24 protein-coding genes and 2 pseudogenes are annotated in these 24,531 nt (G+C 39.6%); 21 read left to right on the forward strand and 5 right to left on the reverse strand.

Annotated features, from left to right (window positions below; translation table 11 throughout):
• From dapB to HMPREF2876_RS05400, 10 genes and pseudogenes are all read left to right on the forward strand, one after another.
• A complete protein-coding gene (gene dapB, locus HMPREF2876_RS05360; RefSeq protein ID WP_070241741.1) occupies positions 1-768 on the forward strand; it encodes a 4-hydroxy-tetrahydrodipicolinate reductase in 768 nt (255 codons plus the stop codon).
• On the forward strand, positions 765-1,964 hold the full coding sequence (locus tag HMPREF2876_RS05365) for a CCA tRNA nucleotidyltransferase (RefSeq protein WP_070584440.1): 1,200 nt from the start codon (positions 765-767) through the stop codon (positions 1,962-1,964). Before dapB ends, HMPREF2876_RS05365 begins: the two co-directional genes overlap by 4 nt.
• Positions 1,961-3,826, forward strand: a complete 1,866-nt coding sequence (locus HMPREF2876_RS05370; RefSeq protein WP_070584442.1) for an ABC-F family ATP-binding cassette domain-containing protein — start codon at positions 1,961-1,963, stop codon at positions 3,824-3,826. The genes HMPREF2876_RS05365 and HMPREF2876_RS05370 overlap by 4 nt, the downstream gene beginning before the upstream one ends.
• Positions 3,827-4,131: 305 nt before the next feature.
• Entirely contained in the window at positions 4,132-5,178 is a 1,047-nt protein-coding gene (gene pheS, locus HMPREF2876_RS05375) for a phenylalanine--tRNA ligase subunit alpha (RefSeq protein ID WP_024052356.1), read from the forward strand.
• A gap of 5 nt (positions 5,179-5,183) precedes the next feature.
• The gene (locus HMPREF2876_RS05380; RefSeq protein ID WP_024052357.1) at positions 5,184-5,711 is read left to right on the forward strand and encodes a GNAT family N-acetyltransferase; all 528 of its coding nucleotides are present in this window, start codon (positions 5,184-5,186) and stop codon (positions 5,709-5,711) included.
• Positions 5,712-5,834: 123 nt separating this feature from the next.
• Entirely contained in the window at positions 5,835-8,240 is a 2,406-nt protein-coding gene (gene pheT / locus HMPREF2876_RS05385) for a phenylalanine--tRNA ligase subunit beta (RefSeq protein ID WP_070241734.1), read from the forward strand.
• 90 nt (positions 8,241-8,330) lie between these two features.
• Positions 8,331-9,113 carry a nucleotidyltransferase domain-containing protein gene (locus tag HMPREF2876_RS05390; RefSeq protein WP_070241733.1) on the forward strand — a complete coding sequence of 261 codons (783 nt, stop codon included), beginning with the start codon at positions 8,331-8,333 and terminating at the stop codon, positions 9,111-9,113.
• A 143-nt stretch (positions 9,114-9,256) separates the two neighbouring features.
• Positions 9,257-9,568, forward strand: a pseudogene (locus HMPREF2876_RS10615) (TMEM175 family protein); the annotation flags it as partial.
• A gap of 114 nt (positions 9,569-9,682) precedes the next feature.
• Positions 9,683-10,267, forward strand: coding sequence for a hypothetical protein (locus HMPREF2876_RS11065; RefSeq protein ID WP_042754072.1), 585 nt, complete (start codon positions 9,683-9,685; stop codon positions 10,265-10,267).
• A 31-nt stretch (positions 10,268-10,298) separates the two neighbouring features.
• Positions 10,299-10,988, forward strand: coding sequence for a pyrimidine 5'-nucleotidase PynA (locus HMPREF2876_RS05400; RefSeq protein ID WP_024052361.1), 690 nt, complete (start codon positions 10,299-10,301; stop codon positions 10,986-10,988).
• Between the two features lie 42 nt (positions 10,989-11,030).
• On the opposite strand, the gene HMPREF2876_RS10190 is transcribed toward HMPREF2876_RS05400, so the two are convergent.
• From HMPREF2876_RS10190 to gorA, 4 genes are all read right to left on the reverse strand, one after another.
• A complete protein-coding gene (locus HMPREF2876_RS10190; protein WP_024052362.1) occupies positions 11,031-11,417 on the reverse strand; it encodes an MFS transporter in 387 nt (128 codons plus the stop codon).
• Positions 11,418-11,518: 101 nt separating this feature from the next.
• Positions 11,519-11,992: a GNAT family N-acetyltransferase gene (locus HMPREF2876_RS05410; RefSeq protein ID WP_024052363.1), complete on the reverse strand. Its 474-nt coding sequence runs from the start codon at positions 11,990-11,992 to the stop codon at positions 11,519-11,521.
• Between the two features lie 155 nt (positions 11,993-12,147).
• Positions 12,148-12,684, reverse strand: coding sequence for a biotin transporter BioY (locus tag HMPREF2876_RS05415; protein WP_024052364.1), 537 nt, complete (start codon positions 12,682-12,684; stop codon positions 12,148-12,150).
• Between the two features lie 491 nt (positions 12,685-13,175).
• Positions 13,176-14,525 carry a glutathione-disulfide reductase gene (gorA, locus tag HMPREF2876_RS05420; protein WP_070241730.1) on the reverse strand — a complete coding sequence of 450 codons (1,350 nt, stop codon included), beginning with the start codon at positions 14,523-14,525 and terminating at the stop codon, positions 13,176-13,178.
• A gap of 259 nt (positions 14,526-14,784) precedes the next feature.
• Here gorA and HMPREF2876_RS05425 point away from each other — a divergent pair, with 259 nt between their 5' ends.
• From HMPREF2876_RS05425 to HMPREF2876_RS05435, 3 genes are read left to right on the forward strand one after another with little or no spacing between them, the layout of a single operon-like run.
• Positions 14,785-15,939, forward strand: a complete 1,155-nt coding sequence (locus tag HMPREF2876_RS05425; RefSeq protein ID WP_070241728.1) for an efflux RND transporter periplasmic adaptor subunit — start codon at positions 14,785-14,787, stop codon at positions 15,937-15,939.
• Positions 15,923-16,615, forward strand: coding sequence for an ABC transporter ATP-binding protein (locus tag HMPREF2876_RS05430; protein WP_003024078.1), 693 nt, complete (start codon positions 15,923-15,925; stop codon positions 16,613-16,615). Before HMPREF2876_RS05425 ends, HMPREF2876_RS05430 begins: the two co-directional genes overlap by 17 nt.
• Complete coding sequence (locus HMPREF2876_RS05435; RefSeq protein WP_024052367.1) at positions 16,615-17,892, forward strand: ABC transporter permease; 1,278 nt, start codon at positions 16,615-16,617, stop codon at positions 17,890-17,892. The genes HMPREF2876_RS05430 and HMPREF2876_RS05435 overlap by 1 nt, the downstream gene beginning before the upstream one ends.
• Before the next feature lie 106 nt (positions 17,893-17,998).
• On the opposite strand, the gene HMPREF2876_RS05440 is transcribed toward HMPREF2876_RS05435, so the two are convergent.
• On the reverse strand, positions 17,999-18,169 hold the full coding sequence (locus HMPREF2876_RS05440; RefSeq protein ID WP_003024081.1) for a DUF3042 family protein: 171 nt from the start codon (positions 18,167-18,169) through the stop codon (positions 17,999-18,001).
• A gap of 77 nt (positions 18,170-18,246) precedes the next feature.
• Between HMPREF2876_RS05440 and miaA the strand changes: the two genes are divergently transcribed.
• The 8 genes and pseudogenes from miaA (at position 18,247) to HMPREF2876_RS05480 (ending at position 24,485) form a co-directional block, all read left to right on the forward strand.
• On the forward strand, positions 18,247-19,131 hold the full coding sequence (gene miaA, locus HMPREF2876_RS05445) for a tRNA (adenosine(37)-N6)-dimethylallyltransferase MiaA (RefSeq protein ID WP_024052368.1): 885 nt from the start codon (positions 18,247-18,249) through the stop codon (positions 19,129-19,131).
• Positions 19,124-20,362 (forward strand): GTPase HflX, encoded by a 1,239-nt coding sequence (gene hflX, locus HMPREF2876_RS05450; RefSeq protein ID WP_070584444.1) that lies wholly within the window; start codon positions 19,124-19,126, stop codon positions 20,360-20,362. The genes miaA and hflX overlap by 8 nt, the downstream gene beginning before the upstream one ends.
• Entirely contained in the window at positions 20,355-20,984 is a 630-nt protein-coding gene (locus tag HMPREF2876_RS05455) for a hypothetical protein (RefSeq protein WP_024052370.1), read from the forward strand. The genes hflX and HMPREF2876_RS05455 overlap by 8 nt, the downstream gene beginning before the upstream one ends.
• Positions 20,985-20,994: 10 nt before the next feature.
• Positions 20,995-21,924: a ribonuclease Z gene (gene rnz / locus HMPREF2876_RS05460; RefSeq protein ID WP_070241726.1), complete on the forward strand. Its 930-nt coding sequence runs from the start codon at positions 20,995-20,997 to the stop codon at positions 21,922-21,924.
• Between the two features lie 46 nt (positions 21,925-21,970).
• Complete coding sequence (locus HMPREF2876_RS05465) at positions 21,971-22,579, forward strand: histidine phosphatase family protein (RefSeq protein WP_024052372.1); 609 nt, start codon at positions 21,971-21,973, stop codon at positions 22,577-22,579.
• Between the two features lie 9 nt (positions 22,580-22,588).
• A pseudogene (locus tag HMPREF2876_RS05470) lies at positions 22,589-23,344 on the forward strand (SDR family NAD(P)-dependent oxidoreductase).
• 9 nt (positions 23,345-23,353) lie between these two features.
• Complete coding sequence (locus HMPREF2876_RS05475; RefSeq protein WP_024052374.1) at positions 23,354-24,091, forward strand: class I SAM-dependent methyltransferase; 738 nt, start codon at positions 23,354-23,356, stop codon at positions 24,089-24,091.
• Positions 24,069-24,485, forward strand: coding sequence for a GNAT family N-acetyltransferase (locus tag HMPREF2876_RS05480; protein ID WP_024052375.1), 417 nt, complete (start codon positions 24,069-24,071; stop codon positions 24,483-24,485). Before HMPREF2876_RS05475 ends, HMPREF2876_RS05480 begins: the two co-directional genes overlap by 23 nt.
• The last annotated feature ends 46 nt before the right edge of the window (positions 24,486-24,531 follow it).

Raw genomic sequence — 24,531 nt, forward strand, 5'->3', positions numbered from 1 at the left:
ATGAGTATAAAGGTTATTATTGCTGGTTTCAAAGGAAAAATGGGACAAGCTGCTTATAACATGGTGACAGAAGATCCTGCATTAGAGCTCGTTGGATTGCTTGACCCACTTACTCCAGAAAAAGAAGTAGCTGGTGTTCCCGTTTTTAATCAGAAAGAAGATTTGAGTGGCATAGAAGCGGATGTATGGGTTGATTTTACAACTCCTAAAGTGGCGTATGAAAATACTCGTTTTGCATTAGAGCATGGTTTTGCACCTGTGGTCGGAACGACTGGATTTACATCGGATGAAATCAAAGACTTAGTTGAGTTTTCTCGTCAAAAAGAGCTAGGAGGCTTGATTGCTCCTAATTTTGCTGTGGGAGCGGTTCTTTTGATGCAATTTGCAACGCAAGCAGCTAAATATTTTCCAGATGTGGAAATCATTGAATTACATCATGATCAGAAAAAGGATGCGCCGAGTGGCACAGCGATTAAAACAGCTGAATTGATCAGCAAGGTTCGCCCCAAGAAGCATCAAGGTGCAATGGACGAAAAAGAGTTATTACAAGGAGCACGTGGTGCAGAAATGGACGGCATGCGCATTCATTCGGTTCGTTTACCAGGATTGGTGGCTCATCAAGAAGTAATCTTTGGCGGTCAAGGTGAAGGACTGACACTTCGTCATGATTCGTACGATCGTAAGTCTTTCATGACGGGGGTGAATTTAGGTATTAAGGAAGTGGTCAAGAAAAAAGAGCTTGTCTACGGATTGGAATATTTGTTATGAGATTAAAAAATCTGCCTTCTGAATTTCAGGAGGCTTTACCAGTATTAAAGAAGATTAAGAATGCCGGTTTTGAGGCGTACTTTGTCGGTGGTTCAGTCCGCGATGCTTTATTGAATCGACCGATTCATGATGTGGATATTGCGAGTTCTAGTTATCCAGAAGAAACCAAACGTATTTTTGAGCGAACGATTGATGTCGGTATTGAGCATGGGACAGTTTTAGTCTTAGAAGATAATCATGAATACGAAGTGACGACTTTTCGGACAGAGGATATCTATGTAGATTATCGCAGACCGAGCAATGTCACGTTTGTTCGTTCTCTCGAAGAAGATTTAAAACGGCGCGATTTCACGATCAATGCTTTGGCTTTGGATGAAGCAGGGAATGTGATTGATTTATTTGAAGGGTTGGCTGATTTAGAAAATCAGATCTTACGTGCTGTAGGAATACCTTCGGAACGTTTCAACGAAGACGCTTTGCGCATTATGCGAGGATTTCGTTTTCAGGCATCCTTAGGCTTTTCATTAGATACAGACACATGTAATGCTATGAAACTGTGTGCTCCGTTATTAGAAAAAATTTCTGTAGAGCGGATTTTTATTGAATTTGACAAATTACTGACAGCGTCTTATTGGCGTAAAGGATTGAAAAGTCTGCTTGCCAGTGGTGCAACAGACTATTTGCCTGACATGCGCAGCAGCCAATCTCAGTTGGAAACGATGTTTGATGTTAAAGCAGATTTTCAATTTACGAGTTCAGAGCAAGCTTGGGCTACTCTTTTAATGACTCTTCAAGTAAAAAATGTTAAAAAATTCCTCAGGCATTGGAAAACTTCAAATGAATTTCAAAAGCGCATAGAGCAAATTGTCACGATTTATAATATTCGCCAAAGGCATTTTCTGGATAAGGAAGAATGCTATCGTTTTGAACTGGAACTGATGATACAAGCAGAAGAAATTCGTCAAGCACAGGGATTAGCTGTTGATTTTGAAAAGATTCATTCTACTTATGATTCACTAACGATTCATGATAAACATGAAATTGTCGTCAATGGCGGTCTGTTAATCAAAGAATTTGGCTTTAAGCCGAGTCCTGCTTTAGGACAGCTCTTGACTGAGATTGAGTCGGCTATTGTGAATGGTGCTTTGGACAACCGTCTTGAAGCTATCTTAGCTTTTGTAGAGGAGAGAAGATGAGTGACTTTATTGTTGAAAAGTTGACTAAAACGGTGGGAGATAAGACTGTTTTTAAAAACATTTCCTTTATTATTCATGGTTTGGATCGGGTTGGCTTGATTGGGGCTAATGGAACTGGAAAAACGACTCTTTTGAATGTTCTGTCTGGAAAATCTGGATTTGATGGGGACGTTAATCCTTTTTCAGCTAAATCGGGCTATAAGATTGGCTACTTAACCCAAGAACCGCACTTTGATGACGACAAAACGGTACTAGATACGGTTTTATCAAGCAATCTGCGAGAAATGCAGCTCATTCGTGAGTATGAGTTATTGCTGTCTAACTATGATGAAAGCAATCAATCTCGTTTAGAGAAGATTATGGCTGAAATGGATGCTCTTCAAGCATGGGAAATTGAAAGTCAAGTTAAGACGGTTTTGTCGAAGCTAGGTTTGACCGACTTATCTGCTAAGGTCGGCGACCTGTCAGGTGGTTTGCGACGCCGCGTGCAATTAGCGCAAGTCTTGTTAGGAGACGATGACTTATTGCTCCTTGACGAGCCGACCAACCATTTGGATATTGATAGTATCGAATGGCTGACGAATTTTTTGAAGAATTCCAAAAAAACGGTTCTCTTCATTACCCATGACCGTTATTTTTTAGACCATGTTTCGACGCGGATTTTTGAATTGGACAGCGGAGATTTGCTTGAATATCAAGGAAATTATCAAGATTACGTCCGTTTGAAAGCAGAACAAGACGAGCGAGATGCTGCCCTTCTCCATAAAAAACAACAGCTTTATAAGCAGGAATTGTCCTGGATGCATCGCCAGCCACAGGCTAGAGCAACCAAGCAGCAAGCTCGAATCAATCGTTTTCAAGATTTGAAAAAGGATTTGTCTGATCAAGCGACTCAGAAAGACTTAGAAATGAATTTCGAGACCAGTCGTATTGGGAAGAAAGTGATTGAATTTAAAGATGTGGGCTTTGCTTATGGTGACAAGAAGATTCTTTCTCATTTCAATTTGTTAGTTCAAAATAAAGATCGGATTGGGATTGTGGGGGATAATGGTGTTGGAAAATCCACCTTGCTCAATCTAATTGCTGGGAAATTAGCACCTCAATCTGGTCAACTGACCATTGGTGAGACAGTTCGTGTGGCTTATTTCTCACAGCAAATTGAAGGGTTGGATGAGTCCAAACGCGTTATCAATTTCTTGCAGGAGGTCGCAGAAGAAGTTAAGACATCTGCGGGGACGACATCAATTGCCGAACTCTTGGAACAATTTCTCTTTCCTCGTTCCACTCATGGAACTTTGATTGAAAAATTATCCGGAGGAGAGAAAAAGCGGCTCTATCTTCTCAAGTTATTGTTGGAAAAGCCGAATGTTTTGCTGTTGGATGAGCCGACTAATGACTTAGATATTGCGACATTAACGGTGCTGGAAAACTTTTTGCAAAGCTTTGCCTGCCCAGTTATGACTGTTAGTCACGATCGGTATTTCCTTGATAAAGTAGCAGATAAGATTTTAGCCTTTGAAGAGGGAACTATCAGAGAATATTTCGGTAATTATACTGATTATCTGGATGAAAAGGCGTTTGAGCTAGAGAGCTCTGCCATTTACCAAAAGTCGGAAAAGGAAAAAGTAGCAAAAGTGCGAGAGGAAAAGAAGCGCTTAAGCTACTTTGAAAAACAGGAGTGGGAGTCTATTGAGGGAGATATAGAGAAGCTTGAGGAGGACATTGCAGCTATTGAGCGGGAAATGCAGGAATATGCTTCGGACTTCGGTCGGCTCGCTGAACTCCAAAAAGAGTTGGATAGCAAAAACGATTTACTTTTGGAGAAATATGAGCGCTATGAATACTTGAGCGAGTTAGTATAGAATTGACTACTGTTTATAATGTGTGTCGAGTATGATTGCATTTTTAAACAAGGTCTATTTACAAGTCCTATAAAATTTGGTATAATATCAACTAATTAAATAAGAATCCGCAAGACTAGTAGCTTAGGGGAAGTTTGACAGGGAGAAGAGCCAGAGACTGAGAGCTCTTTAGATGAAAACTAGGTGAATTCACTTGCAATAGGATTGAGAATTAAGGTCTGGGAAACCAGATAAAAACGGATGGTACCGCGTGTCAACGCTCCGCTTATGGAGTTTGGCATGCGGTCTTTATATTTGGAGGAATTATGTCAACCATTGAAGAACAATTAAATAAGCTTAGAGAAGAAACTCTGGCGTCGTTGAAAAAAATCTCGACTGAAAATGAAAAAGAAATGCAAAATCTACGAGTTTCTGTTCTTGGGAAAAAAGGCTCTTTAACAGAGATTTTAAAAGGAATGAAAGACGTCTCTGCCGATATGCGTCCGATTATCGGGAAGCATGTCAATGAAGTGCGTGATATTTTGACTGCTGCTTTTGAAGAATCTGCAAAGCTATTAGAAGAGCAAAAAATTACCAATCAGTTGGCGAATGAGTCAGTAGATGTCACCCTTCCTGGTCGGAAAATTCCTGCTGGGAATCGTCATGTTCTTAGCCAAACAAGTGAAGAAATTGAAGATATTTTTATCGGCATGGGCTATCAAGTCGTAGATGGTTTTGAAGTCGAAACAGACTATTACAACTTTGAGCGGATGAATTTACCAAAAGACCACCCCGCGCGTGATATGCAGGATACTTTCTACATTACAGAAGAAATTTTACTGCGGACTCACACTAGTCCGGTTCAAGCTCGAGCGATGGATGCACATGATTTTTCTAAAGGACCTTTGAAGATGATTTCGCCAGGGCGTGTGTTCCGACGGGATACGGACGATGCGACGCATTCTCATCAATTTCATCAAATTGAAGGTTTGGTTGTCGGGAAAAATATTTCTATGGCAGACCTTCAAGGAACATTGCAGCTCATTGTGCAAAAAATGTTTGGAGAAGACCGCAGTATTCGTCTGCGTCCGTCTTATTTCCCATTTACAGAGCCGTCTGTTGAGGTGGATGTTTCTTGCTTTAAATGCGGTGGGCAAGGATGCAATGTCTGCAAAAAGACTGGCTGGATTGAAATTATGGGAGCTGGAATGGTACACCCACGCGTCCTTGAAATGAGTGGCATTGATGCTGATGTTTATTCTGGTTTTGCTTTTGGGCTGGGTCAAGAACGGGTGGCTATGTTGCGCTACGGTATCAATGACATTCGTGGCTTCTATCAAGGTGATGTTCGTTTTTCAGAACAATTTAAATAAATGCTATGTTAGTAAAAGTAAAAGAAGAACAGGCTGAAGTTCTACGAGAACTGGAAGTGCAAACCTATCAAGAAACTTTCGGCCCTTATATCAAAGCGGAAGATATGCAAGATTATTTTACCCATGAACTCTCCCTTGAGCAGATTCAGAAGGATTTGGCGCAAGTAGAGTCGGAGACTTATTTTGCACTAGATGAGAAAGAAAAGATTGTTGGTTTGCTCAAATTTAACTGGGGGCAAGCACAGACTGAGCCCGTAGAGGCAGAGCACTCAATGGAGAATGCTTTTGAGGTTCATCGGATTTATGTTTTGAAATCTCATCAAGGACAGGGTTTTGGCAAGGAAATGTTTGATTTTGCTATGCAAGAAGCTGTCAAACGTGGCTTTTTCTGGGTTTGGTTAGGTGTTTGGGAAAAGAATTTTAAGGCACAAAACTTTTACTTTAAATATAGTTTTAAACGTTTTAGTGAGCATGAATATGCGACTGGTGAAACGGTTGATATTGACTGGCTCATTCGGAAAGAATTAAATTAAGCGAAAAAGCACTTGGCTTGGGCACTTGTCCCAGCCTCAAAAAGAAAGGAAGTAATATGAGACAAAATTTTTGAGCAGAAACAGTAGCTCTCAAAGATTTCTATGCACTCATATAGATGAATTATGCTAGTAAGTTATAAATGGTTAAAAGAACTAGTTGACGTAACTGTTCTGAGTGAAGAATTAGCTGAAAAAATGTCAACGACAGGGATTGAAGTAGAAGGGGTTAGCTCTCCTGCTGATGGATTGTCAAAAATTGTAGTTGGTGAAGTGGTCAGCTGTGAAGAGGTTCCTGAGACGCACTTACATGTGTGTCAAGTGAATGTTGGAGAAGAAGCGCTTCGACAAATCGTTTGCGGCGCTCCAAATGTACGAGCAGGAATCAAGGTTATGGTAGCTCTTCCAGGAGCTCGTATTGCAGATAATTACAAGATTAAAAAGGGAAAAATCCGTGGGTTAGAATCCCTTGGAATGATTTGTTCCCTTGGAGAATTAGGCATTTCGGACTCGGTTGTTCCAAAAGAATTTTCCGATGGTATTCAAATTTTGCCAGAAGAAGCTGTACCGGGGGATTCCGTTTTTCCTTATCTTGACTTGGATGATGAAATTATTGAGCTTTCTATCACACCGAACCGTGCAGATGCGCTTTCAATGCGTGGAGTAGCGTATGAGGTAGCAGCTATCTACGACAAGTCGGTTCATTTTAAAGATTTTCCGTTGTTGGAAACACAAGAGCAAGCTGGAGAACAACTTTCTGTTGCGATTGAAACGGACAAGGCTCCTTTTTATGCAGCACGTATTTTGGAAAATGTAACCATTGCTCCAAGTCCGCAATGGCTTCAAAATCTGCTTATGAATGCAGGGATTCGTCCTATCAATAATGTAGTAGATGTGACAAATTATATTCTACTTTACTTTGGACAACCAATGCACGCCTTTGATTTAGATACTTTTGAGGGCAATCAAATTGTAGTGCGCGAAGCGTGTGCGGGCGAAAAATTAGTAACTCTTGATGACGAAGAGCGCGAATTAGAAATGAGCGATCTTGTGATTGCGGTAGCAGATAAGCCAGTCGCTCTTGCTGGTGTCATGGGTGGAGCTGCAACGGAAATTTCTTCTCAATCAAGCCGTGTAGTGCTTGAAGCAGCAGTTTTTGACGGAACTTCCATTCGTAAGACGAGCGGACGTCTCAATCTTCGTTCAGAATCATCCTCTCGTTTTGAAAAAGGAATTAACCTAGCGACAGTAACAGAAGCTCTAGATGCTGCGGCTAGCATGATTGCAGACCTTGCAGGTGCAACGGTACAAGCCGGTATCGTCTCAGCGGGTCAAGTGGACACATCAGATGTTGAAATTGTTTCAACATTATCAGATGTCAATCGTGTACTTGGGACGGAATTAACTTATACAGATATTGAAGATGTTTTCCGTCGCCTTGGTTTTGGTCTTACTGGCGATGCAGAGAAATTCACAGTCAGCGTACCACGCCGTCGTTGGGACATTCACATTGAAGCAGACCTTTATGAGGAAATTGCGCGTATCTATGGTTATGATAAATTACCAGCAACTCTTCCAAAAGGTGACGGAACAGCTGGTCAATTGACAGAAACCCAAAAACTTCGTCGCAAAGTTCGTACAGTTGCAGAAGGTGCTGGATTGACAGAAGTTATCACCTATGCTTTGACTACTCCTGAAAAAGCTGTGCAATTTAGCACTAATCCAAGTAACTTGACAGAGCTGATGTGGCCGATGACAGTAGATCGCAGCGTTCTTCGTCAAAATATGGTAGCTGGCATTTTGGATACTGTTGCCTATAATGTAGCACGTAAAAATAAGGATTTGGCTCTGTATGAAATCGGAAAAGTCTTCGAGCAAACGGGGAATCCACAGGAAGAATTGCCAACTGAAATCAACAGCTTTGCCTTTGCTTTGACAGGTTTGGTTACTGAAAAGGATTTTCAAACTCCAGCTGTACCAGTTGATTTCTTTTATGCAAAAGGAATTTTGGAAGCACTTTTTGACCGTCTGGGTCTAAAAGTAGAGTACACAGCGACACAAGCATTAGCTGGTATGCACCCAGGTCGTACAGCGACTATTTCACTAGACGGACAAGTCGTTGGTTTTGTCGGTCAAGTTCATCCAGTAACTGCTAAGGATTATAATATCCCAGAAACGTATGTAGCAGAAATCAACTTGACAGCGATTGAACAAGTAATGCAACCAGCAAAACTATTTGTAGAAATTACCAAATTCCCAGCTGTAACACGTGATATAGCACTGCTTCTGAAAGCAGAAATCAGTCACAAAGAGGTGGTTGCAGCTATTGAGGCTGCTGGTATGAAACGCTTGACAGATATCAAATTATTTGACGTCTTCTCAGGTGAAAAACTGGGACTCGGCATGAAATCAATGGCTTACACCTTAACTTTCCAAAATCCAGAGGATACTCTGGAAGATGAGGAAGTAGCTCGTTATATGGAAAAAATCCAAAAGTCTCTTGAAGTAACGATTGGTGCAGAAGTGCGGTAAGACATGAAAAGCTCCTAAATTGAAGTTTAGGAGTTTTTTCTTGTAGTAATATAATGTATAATAAGGAAAAGTTTTATATCGGAGGAGAAAATGACAGTTTTTACACAACTTTGGAAAGCATTTTCCAATTTACCAGAAGTGACAGCGATTGCCTTAGGCGGATCTCGTAGCGGAGAAACTTATGATGAGACTTCGGACTATGATTTATATATTTACTGCACGAGCATTCCAGATGAAGACAGTCGGAAGTTGATTTTGACCCAATATTGTTCTTATATGGAAATAAGCAATCAATTTTGGGAATTGGAAGACGACTGTACCTTAAATAATGACATTGATATTGATATTCTTTATCGGAATATTCGTGATTTTGCGCGAGATATTGAAAATGTCGTCGAAAAGCACCAAGCAGGAAATGGCTACACCACTTGCTTTTGGCACAATTTAAAAACCTGCAAGATTCTTTATGATGCTAATGGAGAGTTCGGAAAATTGAAAAAACGGTTTGACGTTCCTTTTCCTCCAAAATTAAAAGACAACATCATTTCACGAAATTTCAGTCTGTTAACCGGGCATTTGCCATCCTATGATACGCAGATTTTAAAAGCAGCAAAACGAAAAGACCTTGTCAGTGTCAATCACCGTATTGCAGCCTTTTTAGAATCCTATTTTGACATAATTTTTGCAGTTAATGAATTGACCCACCCCGGCGAGAAGAGAATGATATCATATGCAGCAGCACATGCGAACCTTCTTCCTAATCAATTTGAGCAATCTTTAAATACTTTACTAATGAGCATTACTGCTAGCCCTGAAATTCTTGAAAAACAATTAAGGGAAATTATTGCAAATTTAGAAGAAATTTTATCGTAAAATTCTCTGCCAATTGAGTTGTTAAGTACTAAAAAACGACCCAAGCCGTTTTTTAGTGCTTTTGATTTACAACTGTAAAAGTAGTATAATGTCACATATTTTAAAGAACTATTTAAAGGGAGAGAAAAATGAATCGTCAAGTAATGGGTAAAGAGCGTTTGGGAGCTTTTATTGATGCGGTGATTGCTATTATTATGACCATTTTGGTATTGGAACTGGAAAAGCCGAAAACCTTTGATTTACAAGGTCTATGGGAGTTCCGAACTAATTTTTTTGCCTATGGATTGTCCTTTTTCTGGCTTGGGGCTATGTGGACAAACTTTCACTCTTCATCGCAGGTAGTGGAGAAAATTAGTCAAAAAACAGTCTGGACTGCTATAATCATGCTTTTCTTTTCATCATTTTTCCCTTATACAACAAAATTAGTGGCTTCAAATTTTAACAATGCTATCTTAGATGAATTAAAAAAACTAGAGACAGAAGAAATTATCATTCGTCATGACGATAGACATACCTATGATTCTTTAACAGATTCTGCTCTTTCTGTTTCACAGACTTCGCAAAGTACCATGCTTGTGCCTAGACCAACTGTCATGGAAGTTGAAAAGTATTTGCAAGAGTGGGCTAACCTTGAAAGCTATAAATTACAAGAAACGGCATTAGATCGCTTGTTTTTTGAACTATCACCGAAAAATACAGATATTTCAGATATTCTGTTAAAGGTTGCAACACTAAATGACTTTTATAGTACTAATATTTTTTCAATATTTCCTGTAGCAAAACATATTTTATCACTTGACATTGATGAGAGGTTAAAGAGTGGTGATATTTTTCTAGTAAATGAAATTCAAAATATAACCATAAAAGAAGGTGTGCAGCGAAAATTCTATTCTTTTGCAACTAAGTATTGCTCGCATCACAATCCTTTAGCGTATCCCATATACGATAGTTATGTTGAAAAGGTCTTGAAGTACTTTAGAAAAACAGATCATTTTGCAAAGTTTAAGAATGCTGATTTAAAGGATTACCAGCAATTCAAAAATCTAATTCTAACCTTTAGAAGTTATTACGGACTAGAGCAATTCAATCTTAAACAAATAGACCAATATTTATGGCAGCTGGGAAAAGAATATTTTCCAAATAATTATAAATAGTTTGTATCCCCTAGAAAGGAAAACGACAAAATTGCATTACAAATTTCTACTATTCGATCTTGACCACACCTTGTTAGATTTTGATTTAGCGGAGGATTTGGCTTTGACTGCTTTTCTAAAAGAGCAGGGTGTGGCTGATATTCAGGCTTATAAAGACTACTATATTCCTATGAATAAAGCTCTTTGGCGGGACTTGGAACAGGAAAAACTGACCAAATCTGAGCTGATTAACACACGCTTTTCTCGTCTCTTTAACCACTTTGGTGTGGATAAGGACGGTGTTGAGTTGGCTCTCCATTACCAGCAACATATTGCCCAGCAAGGTCAGACCTATACTGGAGCTAGTGAGCTCTTGGATGTTTTGACAGAGGCAGATTATGAACTTTACGCTGCTACCAATGGTATCGGCTTCATTCAGACTGGTCGACTGGCTCGTTCGGATATCTCCCCCTATTTTAATCAGATTTTCATCTCTGAGCAACTCCACACGCAAAAACCCGATGCTCTATTTTTTGAAAAAATAGCAGAGCTAATACCAAATTTTGACAAAAATCGAACTCTAATGATTGGAGATTCTTTGACAGCAGACATAACGGGCGGGAACAATGCAGGCATTGATACGGCTTGGTATAATCCTAAAAGGTTGAGTAATCATACGCAAGCGAAACCGACTTATAATTTTCAGTCCTATCAGGATTTGTTGGATTTGCTGATAAAATAATAAGACAGAGATCATACCACCTCTGTCTTATTATTTTATAGTTTATTTTCGTGCTATCCAAGCCATTAGAGTAGAAGCTAGAATGGCTAGAAAAATAATGACTACCATGGCTTTAGGAGTGCCATCTGAAAAAAGAGCGAGGAGCAAGGAAGAAAGAATCCCACTTCCGTATTGGAGAGAGCCAAGTAGAGCGGCTGCTGAACCTGTCATCGAATCCTCTGCGCTATTGAGAGCTGCGGCATTTGAACATGCTGCAACGATATCATTGGTACTAAAAATGAGAAGCATAGGAAAGACGACTGCCCAAAGACTACGAAAATTTCTAATATTAAACAGTAGTAGTAAAAGAGCAAAAGCAAGAGCACAGCTAGTGGCAATGTGCAAGAGATTTCGTAGAGAAAAACGATCAACTAACCGACGATTAAGCATACTGATGATTGAAACCCCGATAATATTGATACCGAAGAAAACACCGTAATGTTCTGCTTTGTCGCCGTTTTCTTCTCTTCTCTTTTACTCATGAACTTTTCCTATTTTTTAAAAACTTTTTCCATGATGGTTTCTTGTGGTTTAAAACCTTGATGTTCATAAAATCGTAAGGCACCAGCGTTATCATTCCATACATTAAGGGTTAAGTTGTAACAGTCCATTTCTTGGGCAAATTCTTCTGCAAAACGGCAAAGCTGCTCACCAATTTTTTGACCACGAGCACTTTCATCAACGCAAAGGTCTTCAATGAAAAGTGTTTTGATAGGTGTCAATACGAGACTGTGTGGTTCTTTAATGATGCAAAAGAGGTGACCCAAGATTTTACCTTCTTCATTTTCATAGACAAAGATTGGTGTATGTTCTTGAGACATCAGTGTTTTCAATTGTTCATCGTTGAATTTGCGACTACTCTCTTGGAAAATGTCTGGTCGGACGTTGTGATGAACAAGCAAGATTTGCTCTAAGAGATTATTGAGTGCTGGAATATCGCTTGGGACTGCTTTTCTAATAGGCATGGTGAGCTCCTTTTGGTGACCGTCGGTTATTTTCTTTTAAAATATAATAGGACTGTTGGTCATTTTTGTCAAGAAGAAAATGAAAAAATCTTTTTGAGCAATGTAAAAAGAACCCACAACACGTGAGTTCTAATAATGGGAGTGAGACAACTTTATCAATTTTTAAAGTAGGGATGATCTTTTAAGCTTTTAAAAATAGGTCTACTGATAAAACTAATTGCAATCAGTTTTATGAGATCTGGTAAAATGAAGGGGATGACTCCGACTGTAATAGCTTTATCAAGTTGAAAAACTGCTAGAAACATTAAACCAAGTACACCACCGACAAAAACCAAAGCATCTCCGAGTAGGTTTGATACGAGTATCGTTAAAAAGCTGCTATTTTTGGAAGTTAGACTAGCTGTTACTAGGGCGTAGAACAAATAAAACCAGAGATAACCTGCATTTGGACCGACAAGTGCTTGAAATCCACCGTTTCCTCCTGCAAAGACAGGAAGACCAATAGCGCCTAAGAGAAGATAAAGAGCGACTGCTAATAGAGCTTCTTTTCGATGAAAAATAGTAGCCACTAAGCCAATTGCCATATTTTGCAAAGCAAAAGGAACTGGACCGATAGGAATAGTAATCTGAGCAAAAACGGCTATCAAAGCTGCGCCAATTGCTGGTAAAACGAGTGTAAATGATTTTTTCATAATTGTAACCCTTTATTTTATAATATGGTAACTATTATAGAACAAATAAAAAAAATGTCAAGGGTTAAATAAAAAGGCAAAAGCATAGACTGAATTCACCTTTTTTCAAAATGTTTACTTTTTCTGAGATATTACTTTTTTTTATTTTTACTGCGAAGGAATAATATCAAAATTGCAATTAGTCCAAAGACATTTAAAAAGATAAATAAGACAGTTGTTAGAATTATTTTGGTCTTTTGCATAAAAGCACTTCCTCGTAAAATCGCTTTAATATTATCATAACAAAATGTATCTCTTTATCAACTAAAAAATCATAGGAAAAAGGAGAGGTTGGGCAAAAATTGTCCCACTCCCTAGCAGATAGTATGAAAGAATAAGTTATGGAATGAGAAGAAGTTATCGTGTAAACTAAAATAGTCAGAAGCGCTGATTGCAATTCTGAGTATTGAGATAAAGTGGGAAAATTTTTGGGAGTAAGACATTTATGATGCTCAACGCATGGTGACAAACTCTTCTGAACCGGTTGGGTGAATGGCGACAGTCGCATCAAAATCTGCTTTGGTAGCTCCCATTTTAATAGCAACAGCAAAACCTTGAATCATCTCATCAACACCGTAGCCAATAGCGTGGAGACCAATGACTTTCTCATCTGGTCCAGTTGTAATGAGCTTGAACTTGGCTTGTTGTCGGTGTTGGGTGACAGCTGAATACATGGAAGCAAAGTTAGAAGTGTAAATATGGATATTTTCTGCTCCGTATTGTTGAATTGCCTGCTCTTTGGTCAAGCCAACTGTTCCAATCGCTGGGTGAGAAAAGACAACAGTTGGAATGTTAGAATAATCCATTTTAGCTTCAGTTTTTCCATTAAATAAGCGCTCGGCTAAGGTACGACCTGCTTTGATAGCAACAGGGGTTAATTCTTTTTCGCCTGTAACATCTCCTAGAGCATAAATACCCGATGTTGTTGTATTTTGAAATTCGTCAACTGCTATAAAACCACGAGAATTTAGGGTAACACCAGCCGCTTCTAAATTCAACCCTTTGGTGTTTGCAGTCCGCCCAGTTGCCCAGATGACGTGTTGAACGGTGTGGCTCGTTCTGTCCTCGAAGGTAATACGAATCGCTCCGTTTTCAAGTTTTTCAAGCCTTTCTGGTATTTTGTGCGTATGTAGAGTAGGACCTGATTTCTTCATTTCTTCCACAAGACCATCAATGATATAAGAATCAAAGTTGCGGAGAGGACGATCTCGACGAACGAAAAGGTCTGTTTTTACACCCAGAGCATGAAGGAGTCCGGCTAATTCAACTGCAATATAACCAGCACCAAGAATGGCAACAGATTGAGGGAGTTCTTCCCATGCAAAAACATCGTCAGAGGTTTCACCTAATTCTGCTCCGGAAATAGCTGGAATATGCGGATGAGCGCCTGTCGCAATGACAATGTGCTTGGCTTGGATAAGCTCGCCGTTGACTTCAACTGTATGGCGGTCTATGAATTTGGCGCGACCTTCAATCAACTCAACGCCATTTCGATTGAAACTATTATTGTAAGAATTATGGGCACGATCAATATAGGCTTCGCGATTCTTCCGAAGCGTCTTAAAGTCAAACTGCTGATTATCCGAAGTAAAACCATAGTCTGGTCCATAATCGCGAATGGCTTCGGCAATCTGGGCGCCATACCACATGATTTTTTTAGGAACACAGCCGACGTTGACACAGGTGCCCCCTAATTTCTTTTCTTCAATAACGGCAGCTTTTGCACCATGTTCTCCAGCACGGTTCATGGTTGCTATTCCTCCGCTACCGCCACCAATGGCAATGATGTCAAATGTTCTCATACGAGTCTCCTTTTTATCTGTAGTATGAAATTATTGTAACGTTTTTAGAAAATGATTGCAAAAATCTGCTACAAAAATTGATGAAAGGCTTGATTATTCAATCGTATTATTGTATTATATATTTAACACAATATAAAATAACTAGAAAGAAGGGAGACGGATGTTAAAAGAGTAAAGGATTTCTTATAGATGTTATCTTATTTTTAATCGTATGTGTTATAATATAAAAATAGACCGTTTTCATCAGGAGGAGAAAGAGATGAAAAAATTGAAAAAGTGGCAGTTGTACAGCTTGATTGGTGTAACTGTGGTCGTCGTTTTAGGAGCGATAGGTACGATGTTATTGTTTAATGGTAATAGTACTACTGATAAAGATAAAGAAGAAACGATTCAAGTGCAGAAAGCAAAAGAAGGGTCAGTTGCTTCATCTGTTTTGCTGTCAGGAAATGTTGCGACTAACAATGAGCAATATGTCTACTATGACGGGACAAAGGGGGATTTGGATAATGTTCTTGTAAATGTTGGAGATCAAGTTACAGCCGGACAAGCTTTAGTTCAATACAAGAGTGTTGAAGCACAAGCTGCATATGATGCTGCTGTTCGTGCTTTAAACAAGATTGATCGCCAAATTTATGATTTGAAAACGTATGGAACAACTGTTGATGTGACGGGTGATGAAGCGGCAGATAATAAAACAACTGCGTCTGCAAAACGTTCGGTGGATTCTCAATTAAACGATTTGCAGGACAATCGCGCAGATGCTGTGGACAATATCAATAAAGCACAGGCATTACTAGATGCAACGACTGTCACCAGTACAAATAATGGAACTGTAGTAGAAGTCAATCGTGATGTTTCTAAATCTACGACAGGTACTAATCAAACACTCGTTCATATTGTCAATAACGGCAACCTCCAAGTGAAGGGAGAATTATCTGAGTACAATCTGGCAAATCTTTCGGTCGGGCAAGAAGTAACAATTACGTCCAAGGTCTATCCAGATAAGAAATGGACTGGGAAAATCAGCTATATCTCAAATTATCCAAAAGACAGTCAAAATACAGCAGCAGCTGGTACAGGTACTGCAAATTCAGGAGCAAAATACCCCTATACAGTAGATATTACAAGCGAAATTGGTGATTTGAAGCAAGGATTTTCCGTCAATGTTGAAGTAAAAAACAATACAAGAGGGATTCTAGTTCCGGTCAGCAGCGTTGTTTCTGAAAACAATAAAAACTATGTTTGGACACTAGAAAAAGGAACTGCAAAAAAAGTGCAAGTGATACTAGGAAATGCAGATGCTAAAAATCAAGAAATCTCATCTGGTTTGACAAAAGATAGTAAAGTTATCACCAATCCAACAGATAGCTTGAAAGACGGTCAAGAGGTGAAATCGTATGAAGAAACTCATTGATTTAAAAAATGTTAGCAAAAGTTACCGCAATGGAGATCAAGAGCTTCAAGTTTTGAAAGATGTTCATTTAGAAGTTGAAGAAGGTGAATTTGTTGCGATTATGGGGCCTTCTGGCTCAGGAAAGTCAACCTTGATGAATATCATTGGTATGTTGGATCGCCCAACGAGTGGCGAATATTACTTGGAAGGTGAAGAAGTTGCCAAGCTTAGTGAGAAAAAGCTAGCCAAAGTGCGTAATCAGCAGATTGGCTTCGTTTTCCAACAATTCTTCCTTTTGTCAAAATTAAATGCTCTTCAAAATGTAGAACTTCCTTTGATTTATGCAGGGGTTTCTCAATCCAAACGGAAAGCTTTAGCAGAGCAATATCTTAAAAAAGTTGAGTTAGAAACGCGGATGCACCATTTACCATCAGAACTTTCTGGTGGGCAAAAGCAACGGGTGGCTATTGCGCGTGCCTTGGTCAATCATCCTTCCATTATCTTAGCAGATGAGCCGACGGGAGCCTTGGATACCAAGACGGGTGAGCAAATTATGGAATTGCTGACGGAGCTAAATCGTGAAGGAAAAACCATTATCATGGTCACTCATGAGCCTGAGATTGCAGCCTTTGCAAAACGACAAATCGTTATTCGAGACGGTGTCATCTCGTCAGACAGTAAGAAAGGAGAAGCATGATGCAGAATTGGAAATTTGCAATCAACTCCATTATGGGGCATAAAATGCGCTCTTTCTTAACGATGTTGGGCATTATCATTGGTGTTATGTCTGTTGTGGTTATTGTGGCTCTAGGAAGTGGTATGTCCAATGCCTTCACAGATGTTCTGGGTGGTGCACAGCAAGATGTTTCCTTATTTTACTCACACAAGAGAAGTAAAAATGGTGATGGTGTTATGACGTATCAAGAGATGCGTGACGAAGCTGAAAGTGGAAATGGTGATGAGACAGTTTCGACAGAAGAAGAGCCTCAAATCCAAGAAGTTTGGGTCAAGCAGGCGGTTAATGATATTAACGGAATTGACAATTATTATGTTACAAATAACACAACCGCTACAGTAAATTATGGTAAGAAAAAGGCGGATAATATTCCTATAACAGGTATCAATTCCACTTACTTTACGGTAAAGAAATACCAAATCGTTGCAGGACGGACATTGAAATCAAATGATTATCAAACGTTTGCAAGAGTTGTATTACTGGATACGAAACTAGCTGATATTCTTTTTGGAGGTGCAGATAAGGCGCTCAATCAGATTGTCCAGCTAGGATCTAATAATTACCGTGTGATTGGGGTTTATAAAGATCCAAATGAAACGCGAAATCGCTTAGCCAATATGAACAACGGAAATTTACTAATGGCTAACACTCAGTTGGCAGCTGAATACAATGTTGCTGAGATTATGAATGTCGTGGTACATGTTAAAAAATTAGATGATGTGCTGAAAGACGGAAGTGCAGCTGCGCGCTTGATGACAAAATTGTCTGGTGTGAGAGAAGGCGAGTACCAGATGTTTGATCAAGCCAGTCAATTGGCTGCGATCCAAAGTCAGGTTGCCATTGTGCAAGTGGTTTTTGGAGCGATTGCCGGGATAGCACTTCTCGTTGGTGGTATCGGTGTCATGAATATTATGCTTGTATCGGTAACAGAACGAACCCGTGAAATCGGTCTTCGGAAAGCCCTTGGAGCCACACGTGGTAATATCTTGATGCAATTTGTCATTGAGTCAATGGTGTTGACAGCGATTGGCGGTTTGATTGGGCTTGCTTTAGCAGCTCTTATCGTGGCATTTATCGGTCATAGTTTGGATGCATTTTTCGGAGCTCCACCTACCATTACGACAGTATCTGCTGTCGGAAGTGTGCTCTTTTCTGCAACTATCGGGATTGTTTTCGGTATTTTGCCGGCTAATAAGGCTTCTAAATTGGATCCAATCGAATCCTTGCGTTATGAATAAAAAACTATCTTTTATAGTATGAGAAAGAACGTGTAAAAAAACTCCAACAGATACTCATTTTTCTAGTGAGTTATCCATTGGAGTTTTTATATGAAATGAATGATTTTTAGTGTGATACACGTTTGCGAGCTGCTTTTTTACGGTTTTCTTCGATGAAAGCTGCTTTCTTTTCTTCAGGTTCAATCACTTTTTTCTTGAATGTATAAACTGCACCTGCAACAGCAGCAACAGTACCAGCTACGCCAGTTACAACACCTTTAACAAATCCTTTAGCCATGAGATTTCTCCTTTTCTGAACTTTATTTATGTTATAATATATAGTAACGAAAAATTAAATTTTTTTCAAGGGAAAAGATGAAAACCAAGATAATTGTAATTGTAGGACCAACTGCTGTCGGAAAAACAGCTCTCAGCATAGACCTCGCAAAACGTTTCAATGGTGAGATTATTAGTGGTGATAGTCAGCAAGTTTATAGAAAACTGGACATCGGAACGGCTAAAGTCACTCCAGATGAGCAGGAGGAGATTCCTCATTATTTGATAGATGTACGGGAAGTGACCGAGTCTTATTCGGCTTTTGATTTTGTAAAGGAGTCCGAGGCTGCTATTGAGATGATTGTAGCAAAAGGGAAACTGCCGATTATTGCAGGCGGAACGGGGCTTTACATTCAAAGTTTGCTGGAAGGATATCATCTGGGTGGTTCAGCTTCTCATGAGGAGATTTTAGCTTATCGAGCCGAGCTAGATACTTTGAATGATGAGGAACTATTTGGCAAAATAGCAGAGCTTGGATTGGAAATTTCCCAGATTAACCGTAGGAGAGCTATGCGAGCGCTGGAAATTGCTCATTTTGGGAATGAACTTGAAAACAAACAGCCTGACTATGAAGCCCTGCTGGTTTGTCTGAACGATGACAGAGAAGTTCTTTATGAGCGTATCAATCAGCGAGTAGATCTAATGCTGAAGGCTGGTCTTTTAGAAGAGGCAAAGTGGCTCTATGACAACTATCCACATGTCCAAGCCAGCAAAGGAATTGGCTACAAGGAACTTTTCTCCTACTTTGCTGGAGAGTTGACCTTGGAGGAAGCTATCAATAAACTCAAACAAAATACTCGTCGCTTTGCCAAACGACAGCTAACCTGGTTTAGAAATCGCATGAATGCTACTTTTTATCAGGTCTCAGATCCGAATGCCCAAAAACGGATCATGCAGGATATAGAGGAATTTTTGAATGATTGAAACAGAAAAACAGCAGGAACGAGTGATCCTCATCGGAGTAGAATTGCAGGGGGCGGCTAATTTTGCTATGTCTATGGAAGAATTAGCCAGTTTAGCCAAGACTGCTGGTGCTCAGGTGGTTTCCTCTTACACTCAGAAACGAGAGAAGTATGACAGCAAGACTTTTGTTGGTGCTGGAAAATTAGAAGAAATCAAGCGTATGGTAGAAGCAGATGAGATTTCCACCGTCATTGTCAATAATCGTCTGACACCTCGCCAGAATATCAATTTGGAAGAAATTCTAGGGGTTAAGGTTATTGATCGCATGCAATTAATTTTGGATATTTTTGCTATGCGGGCTAGAAGCCACGAAGGAAAACTTCAAGTTCACTTGGCTCAACTTAAATATCTTTTGCCTCGCTTGGTCGGACAGGGGATTATGCTTAGCCGTCAGGCAGGGGGAATTGGTTCCCGCGGTCCTGGTGAAAGTCAGTTGGAACTCAATCGTCGTAGTGTTCGCAATCAGATCCACGATATTGAGCGCCAACTCAAAATTGTAGAGAAAAGCCGCGCAACTGTACGGGAGAAACGTCTGGACTCCAGTGTTTTTAAAGTCGGTCTGATTGGCTACACCAATGCTGGAAAATCTACCATTATGAATATCTTGACCAACAAGAGCCAATATGAGGCGGACGAACTCTTTGCTACTTTGGATGCGACAACCAAAAGTGTCAATCTGACAGGCAGGCTCAATGTGACCTTGACGGATACAGTCGGCTTTATTCAAGACTTACCGACCGAGCTAGTATCTAGCTTCAAATCTACTTTAGAAGAGAGCAAAAATGTGGACCTTTTGGTTCATGTGATTGACGCTAGCGACCCTAACCACGAAGAGCATGAAAAAACAGTCTTGGCTATTATGAAGGACTTGGATATGCTAGATATTCCTCGCTTGACCCTCTATAATAAAGCAGACAAAGTAGAGAATTTCACTCCAACCTTAACTCCCTATGCCCTGATTTCGGCGAAAAATGAAAATAGCAGAGCAATTTTGCAGAATGCTCTGTTGAATAAGATGAGAGAACTCTTTGTCCCTTTTCGTGTCAAGGTTAGTCCTAGCAAGGCTTATAAGTTACATGAATTAGAAAGTCTGGCAATCATTGATAAGAGAGAGTATCTGGAAGAAAGTGAAACAATTTCTGGCCATATAGCAGAAAAGAATAAATGGAGACTAGAAGAATTTTATGACTGATTATATCAAATTAGCACTTAAATATGGCGGTTTCACGAGCTTAGACCGTGTTTATCTAGGAAAGGTTTTGGACAAGTTGTCCGATTCGCAAAAGTTGACCTTTATCACACCACCGCCAAGTGTTATAAATGCGTATTTTTCGGAACTCTATCAAAAAAAGAGTCCGGAAGCTGCAACGGATTATTTTTTAGAATTAAGTAAAGAATTGGCTCTTTTTAACGACCACCCTAACTTTGAAGAGGAAAAGCCTTTTATTCGCTTGAATCTTTCAGGTAGGTCTTATGGTTTCTGCTTTGAAAATGAAGTCGAAACTGGCTTGATTTTTCCGGAAACTCCAGAGGAAATTGAGCCCAATTTGCTTTTTGAAATTGCTCAGATTTTTCCTAACTATCTGGTTTATGAAGAGGAAAATGTCATTCGGATGATACCAGCAATTCCTGAAGAAGTAGTCCAAAAGCAGCCGCTCTCTGCTCTGACAGATCTTTATAAGCTAGCAGATGGTCGCCTGAAACTGGAAGGGTACAATCAGGAAGAGCTAATCCAGTTGGCTCAAGACTATGCTGGTCAGCTTTACTATCGCTCGCAGAATCGCTCTGCTATGATTTATATTAAAGAAAAATAGAAAGAAAAATATGCAACTACAATTTTTAGGTACAGGAGCTGGTCAGCCTTCTAAGGCTCGGAATGTTTCTAGTCTGGTTTTGAAACTATTGGATGAAATCAATGAAATCTGGATGTTTGATTGTGGCGAAGGAACTCAGAATCGTATTTTAGAGACAGCGATTCGACCGCGCAAAATCAGAAAAATTTTTATTACTCATCTGCATGGGGATCATATTTTTGGCCTGCCGGGTTTTTTGGCTACTCGCTCTTTTCAGGCTAATGAAAAACAGACAGATTTGGAAATTTATGGACCAGTTGGCATCAAAAGTTTTGTCATGACAAGTCTGCGTGTGTCGGGGTCTCGCCTGCCTTATCGGATTCGTTTTCATGAGTTTGACGAAAAAAGTTTAGGGAAAATTTTAGAAACTGATAAATTTACAGTTTATGCAGAGAAACTAGACCACAGTATTTTTTGTGTGGGTTACCGCATTATGCAGAAAGATTTGGAAGGTACATTGGATGCTGAGAAATTGAAAGTCGCAGGTGTTCCTTTTGGCCCTCTCTTTGGTAAGGTAAAAAATGGAGAAGATGTAGTGCTAGAGGACGGGACGAAGATTATAGCAGCAGATTACATTTCAGCTCCGCGACCTGGGAAAATCATCACTATTCTAGGTGATACGCGTAAAACAAATGCCAGCGTGCGACTGGCTGTCAATGCAGATGTTTTGGTGCACGAATCCACTTATGGTAAAGGAGATGAGAAAATCGCTCGCAATCACGGTCACTCTACCAATCTACAAGCAGCAGAAGTTGCTAAAGAAGCTGGTGTCAAGCGCCTCCTTCTCAATCATATTAGCGCACGCTTTCTATCAAAAGATATAGGTCAAATGCGCAGAGATGCCAGTTCCATTTTTAAGAACGTTCACTTGGTCAAGGATTTAGAAGAAGTAGAACTATGAAATTTTGGCAAGGATAATTCTTAAAATTTAAAGGAAATAGGAAATCATGAACATATTATTTGTCAGACATGGGAAAGATTCTGATCAACACAGAGGTGGCTGGAGTCAGCTTGATTTGCTTCCTGAGGGGAAAAGAGAAGCCGAAGCTTTGGCGGATTATTTAGCACAACACAAAGAAGACTATCACTTTACGAAAATTATTACGAGTGATTTAAAAAGAGCTGAGACAACTGCAACAATTTTAGCAGAGACAATTCAACTGCCATTGGAGAAAGAAAGAGACTTACGCGAAACGAATAATGGCGATTTGGCAGGAATGTTAAATAGCGAGGCTGATCAAAAATTTCCTCGTCTTTATTTTAGAAGTCTTGCAATGGACGAACATTATCCAAATGGAGAAAGTCCGAGAGAATTTTATCAACGGATAAAAACTTGGTTTGAACTTTTTTTGAAGGAAAATCATAACTCAGATGAGACACAAATTGTGGTCACACATGGTGGAGTGATTAACATTATCTATCATTTAGTGAACCAGATAGAATGGACGAATAAAAGCAATCTATTCCACGTCAAACATTGCAGCATTAGTCTATTGAATACAAAAACGCTTGTTTTTGAGGTTGAAAACCAAACGGATTTTTTAGAAGAAAAATAAGGAGGACACATGCGAACAATTGTTATTACAGGGGCTAGTGGCGGTGTCGCTCAGGAAATGGTGAAGTTGTTGCCAAATGACCAGCTGATTTTAGTGGGACGCAGTCAAGAAAAATTAACAAAACTTTATTCAAATCATACGCATTGCGAATTCGTTGAGTTGGATATTACGGATTACAAAGCTTTAGAAGCTTTTACTTAAGAAATTTACCAGAAGTATGCTCAGGTGGATGTTCTAGTCAACAATGCTGGTTACGGGATTTTTGAAGAATTTGACAAGATTAGCAACGAGGATATTCATGCCATGTTTGAAGTTAATACCTTTGCTCTTATGAATCTATCTCGTCTCTTTGGGGAGAGAATGAAGCAAGCGGGACGTGGGTACATTGTTAATATTGTTAGTACAGCTGGGTTGATTGCTAGTGCTAAATCTAGTCTCTACTCAGCTACTAAGTTTGCGGCTATCGGTTTTTCCAATGCTTTGCGTTTAGAGTTGATGCCTTACAATGTCTATGTGACGACGGTTAATCCAGGACCGATTAAGACGGCTTTCTTCGACAAAGCTGACCCTGACGGCAGTTATGTCAAGGCGGTTGATAAATACATTTTAGAAGCAGATACTGTTGCTAAGCAGATTGTGAACAATTTTGGGAAAAAGCAGCGAGAGTTGATCATGCCTTTCACACTGAAGGCGGCTCACAAGCTCTATACGCTTTTTCCCAACCTTGGTGACAGACTAGCTAGTAAAATGTTCAATTATAAGTAGGAGACGTTTATGGACGTGGCAGCTTACAAGGAATTTTTAAATCAAGCATGGGGGAAGCTTTATTATGAGATTCTATTTGCTCAGTTAGCACATATAAAAAATAAAAAGGTATTAGATTTTGGGAGTGGTTTTGGTTTGGTGGCGGATTTTTTGCCACAAAACAATCAGGTAATAGCTATAGAACCAAATGACGAGATGATTGCAGAACGTCAGCAGAATTTCCATTATCAGCAACTACAAGGCAGTCTAGAAATGTTGAAGGGAATTCCAAGTGCTCGTTTTGACCTTATCATTTGCCACAATGTTCTGGAGTATGTGGATGAACCAGCTCTTTATCTAGCTGAATTTAGCAGATTGTTGAAAAAAGGCGGACAAATTTCGTTCGTTAAGCACAATGAAGTGGGGCGAATTATGCAGACAGTAGTGTTTGCAAATGATACGAATTTAGCGTTAGATTTATTATCAGGGCAGTCTTATCAATCACATACAATGGGACAAGCAACCTATTATGATTTAGCAGACTTATTACAAAAGGTCACGTCTGAATTGACTGTTCAGAATTATCAAGGAATTCGAATTTTTTATGGCTTGCAAGACAATGCAGTTAAAACAGCAGTCGCTTGGCGGGAAAAGATGTTGAAGATAGAGCTTGCAGTTTGCCAACAGTCTCCTTATCGTGATATTGCTGCTTTTCAACATATTTGGCTGCAAAAAGGAGACGAGAATGATTCGTTACTTTGCAAATAGACAAATTGCTATTGAAGACTTGCTTCCGCTTTACCAATCTGTTAGCTGGACTAACTATACAGAACGAGCAGATATGTTAGAGCAAGCATTTCAGCATTCACTGTTTACTGTATCAGCCTATGATGGGGAACAGTTAGTTGGTCTCCTTCGAGCAGTCGGAGACGGATTTTCTAGTGTTTTCATTCAGGACTTGTTAGTTTTTCCGTCTTATCAGCGCCGAGGTATCGGTCGAGAATTGGTTCGGAAAACGCTGGAGACATTTGCAGATGTTTATCAGATTCAGCTAATAACAGAGCAGTCAGACAAAAATTTAGCCTTTTATCGCTCTTTAGGATTTCGGGAACTGTCGGATTTGAATTGCACGGGTTTGATTTATAGAGGTAAAAGCTATTAGATAAATGCTTGTGTATAAAATTGGAGGTTTGGGCTAGTGAAAGCTA

It is taken from the genome of Streptococcus sp. HMSC073A12 (assembly GCF_001812815.1).
In the GTDB taxonomy this organism is placed as follows: domain Bacteria; phylum Bacillota; class Bacilli; order Lactobacillales; family Streptococcaceae; genus Streptococcus; species Streptococcus vaginalis.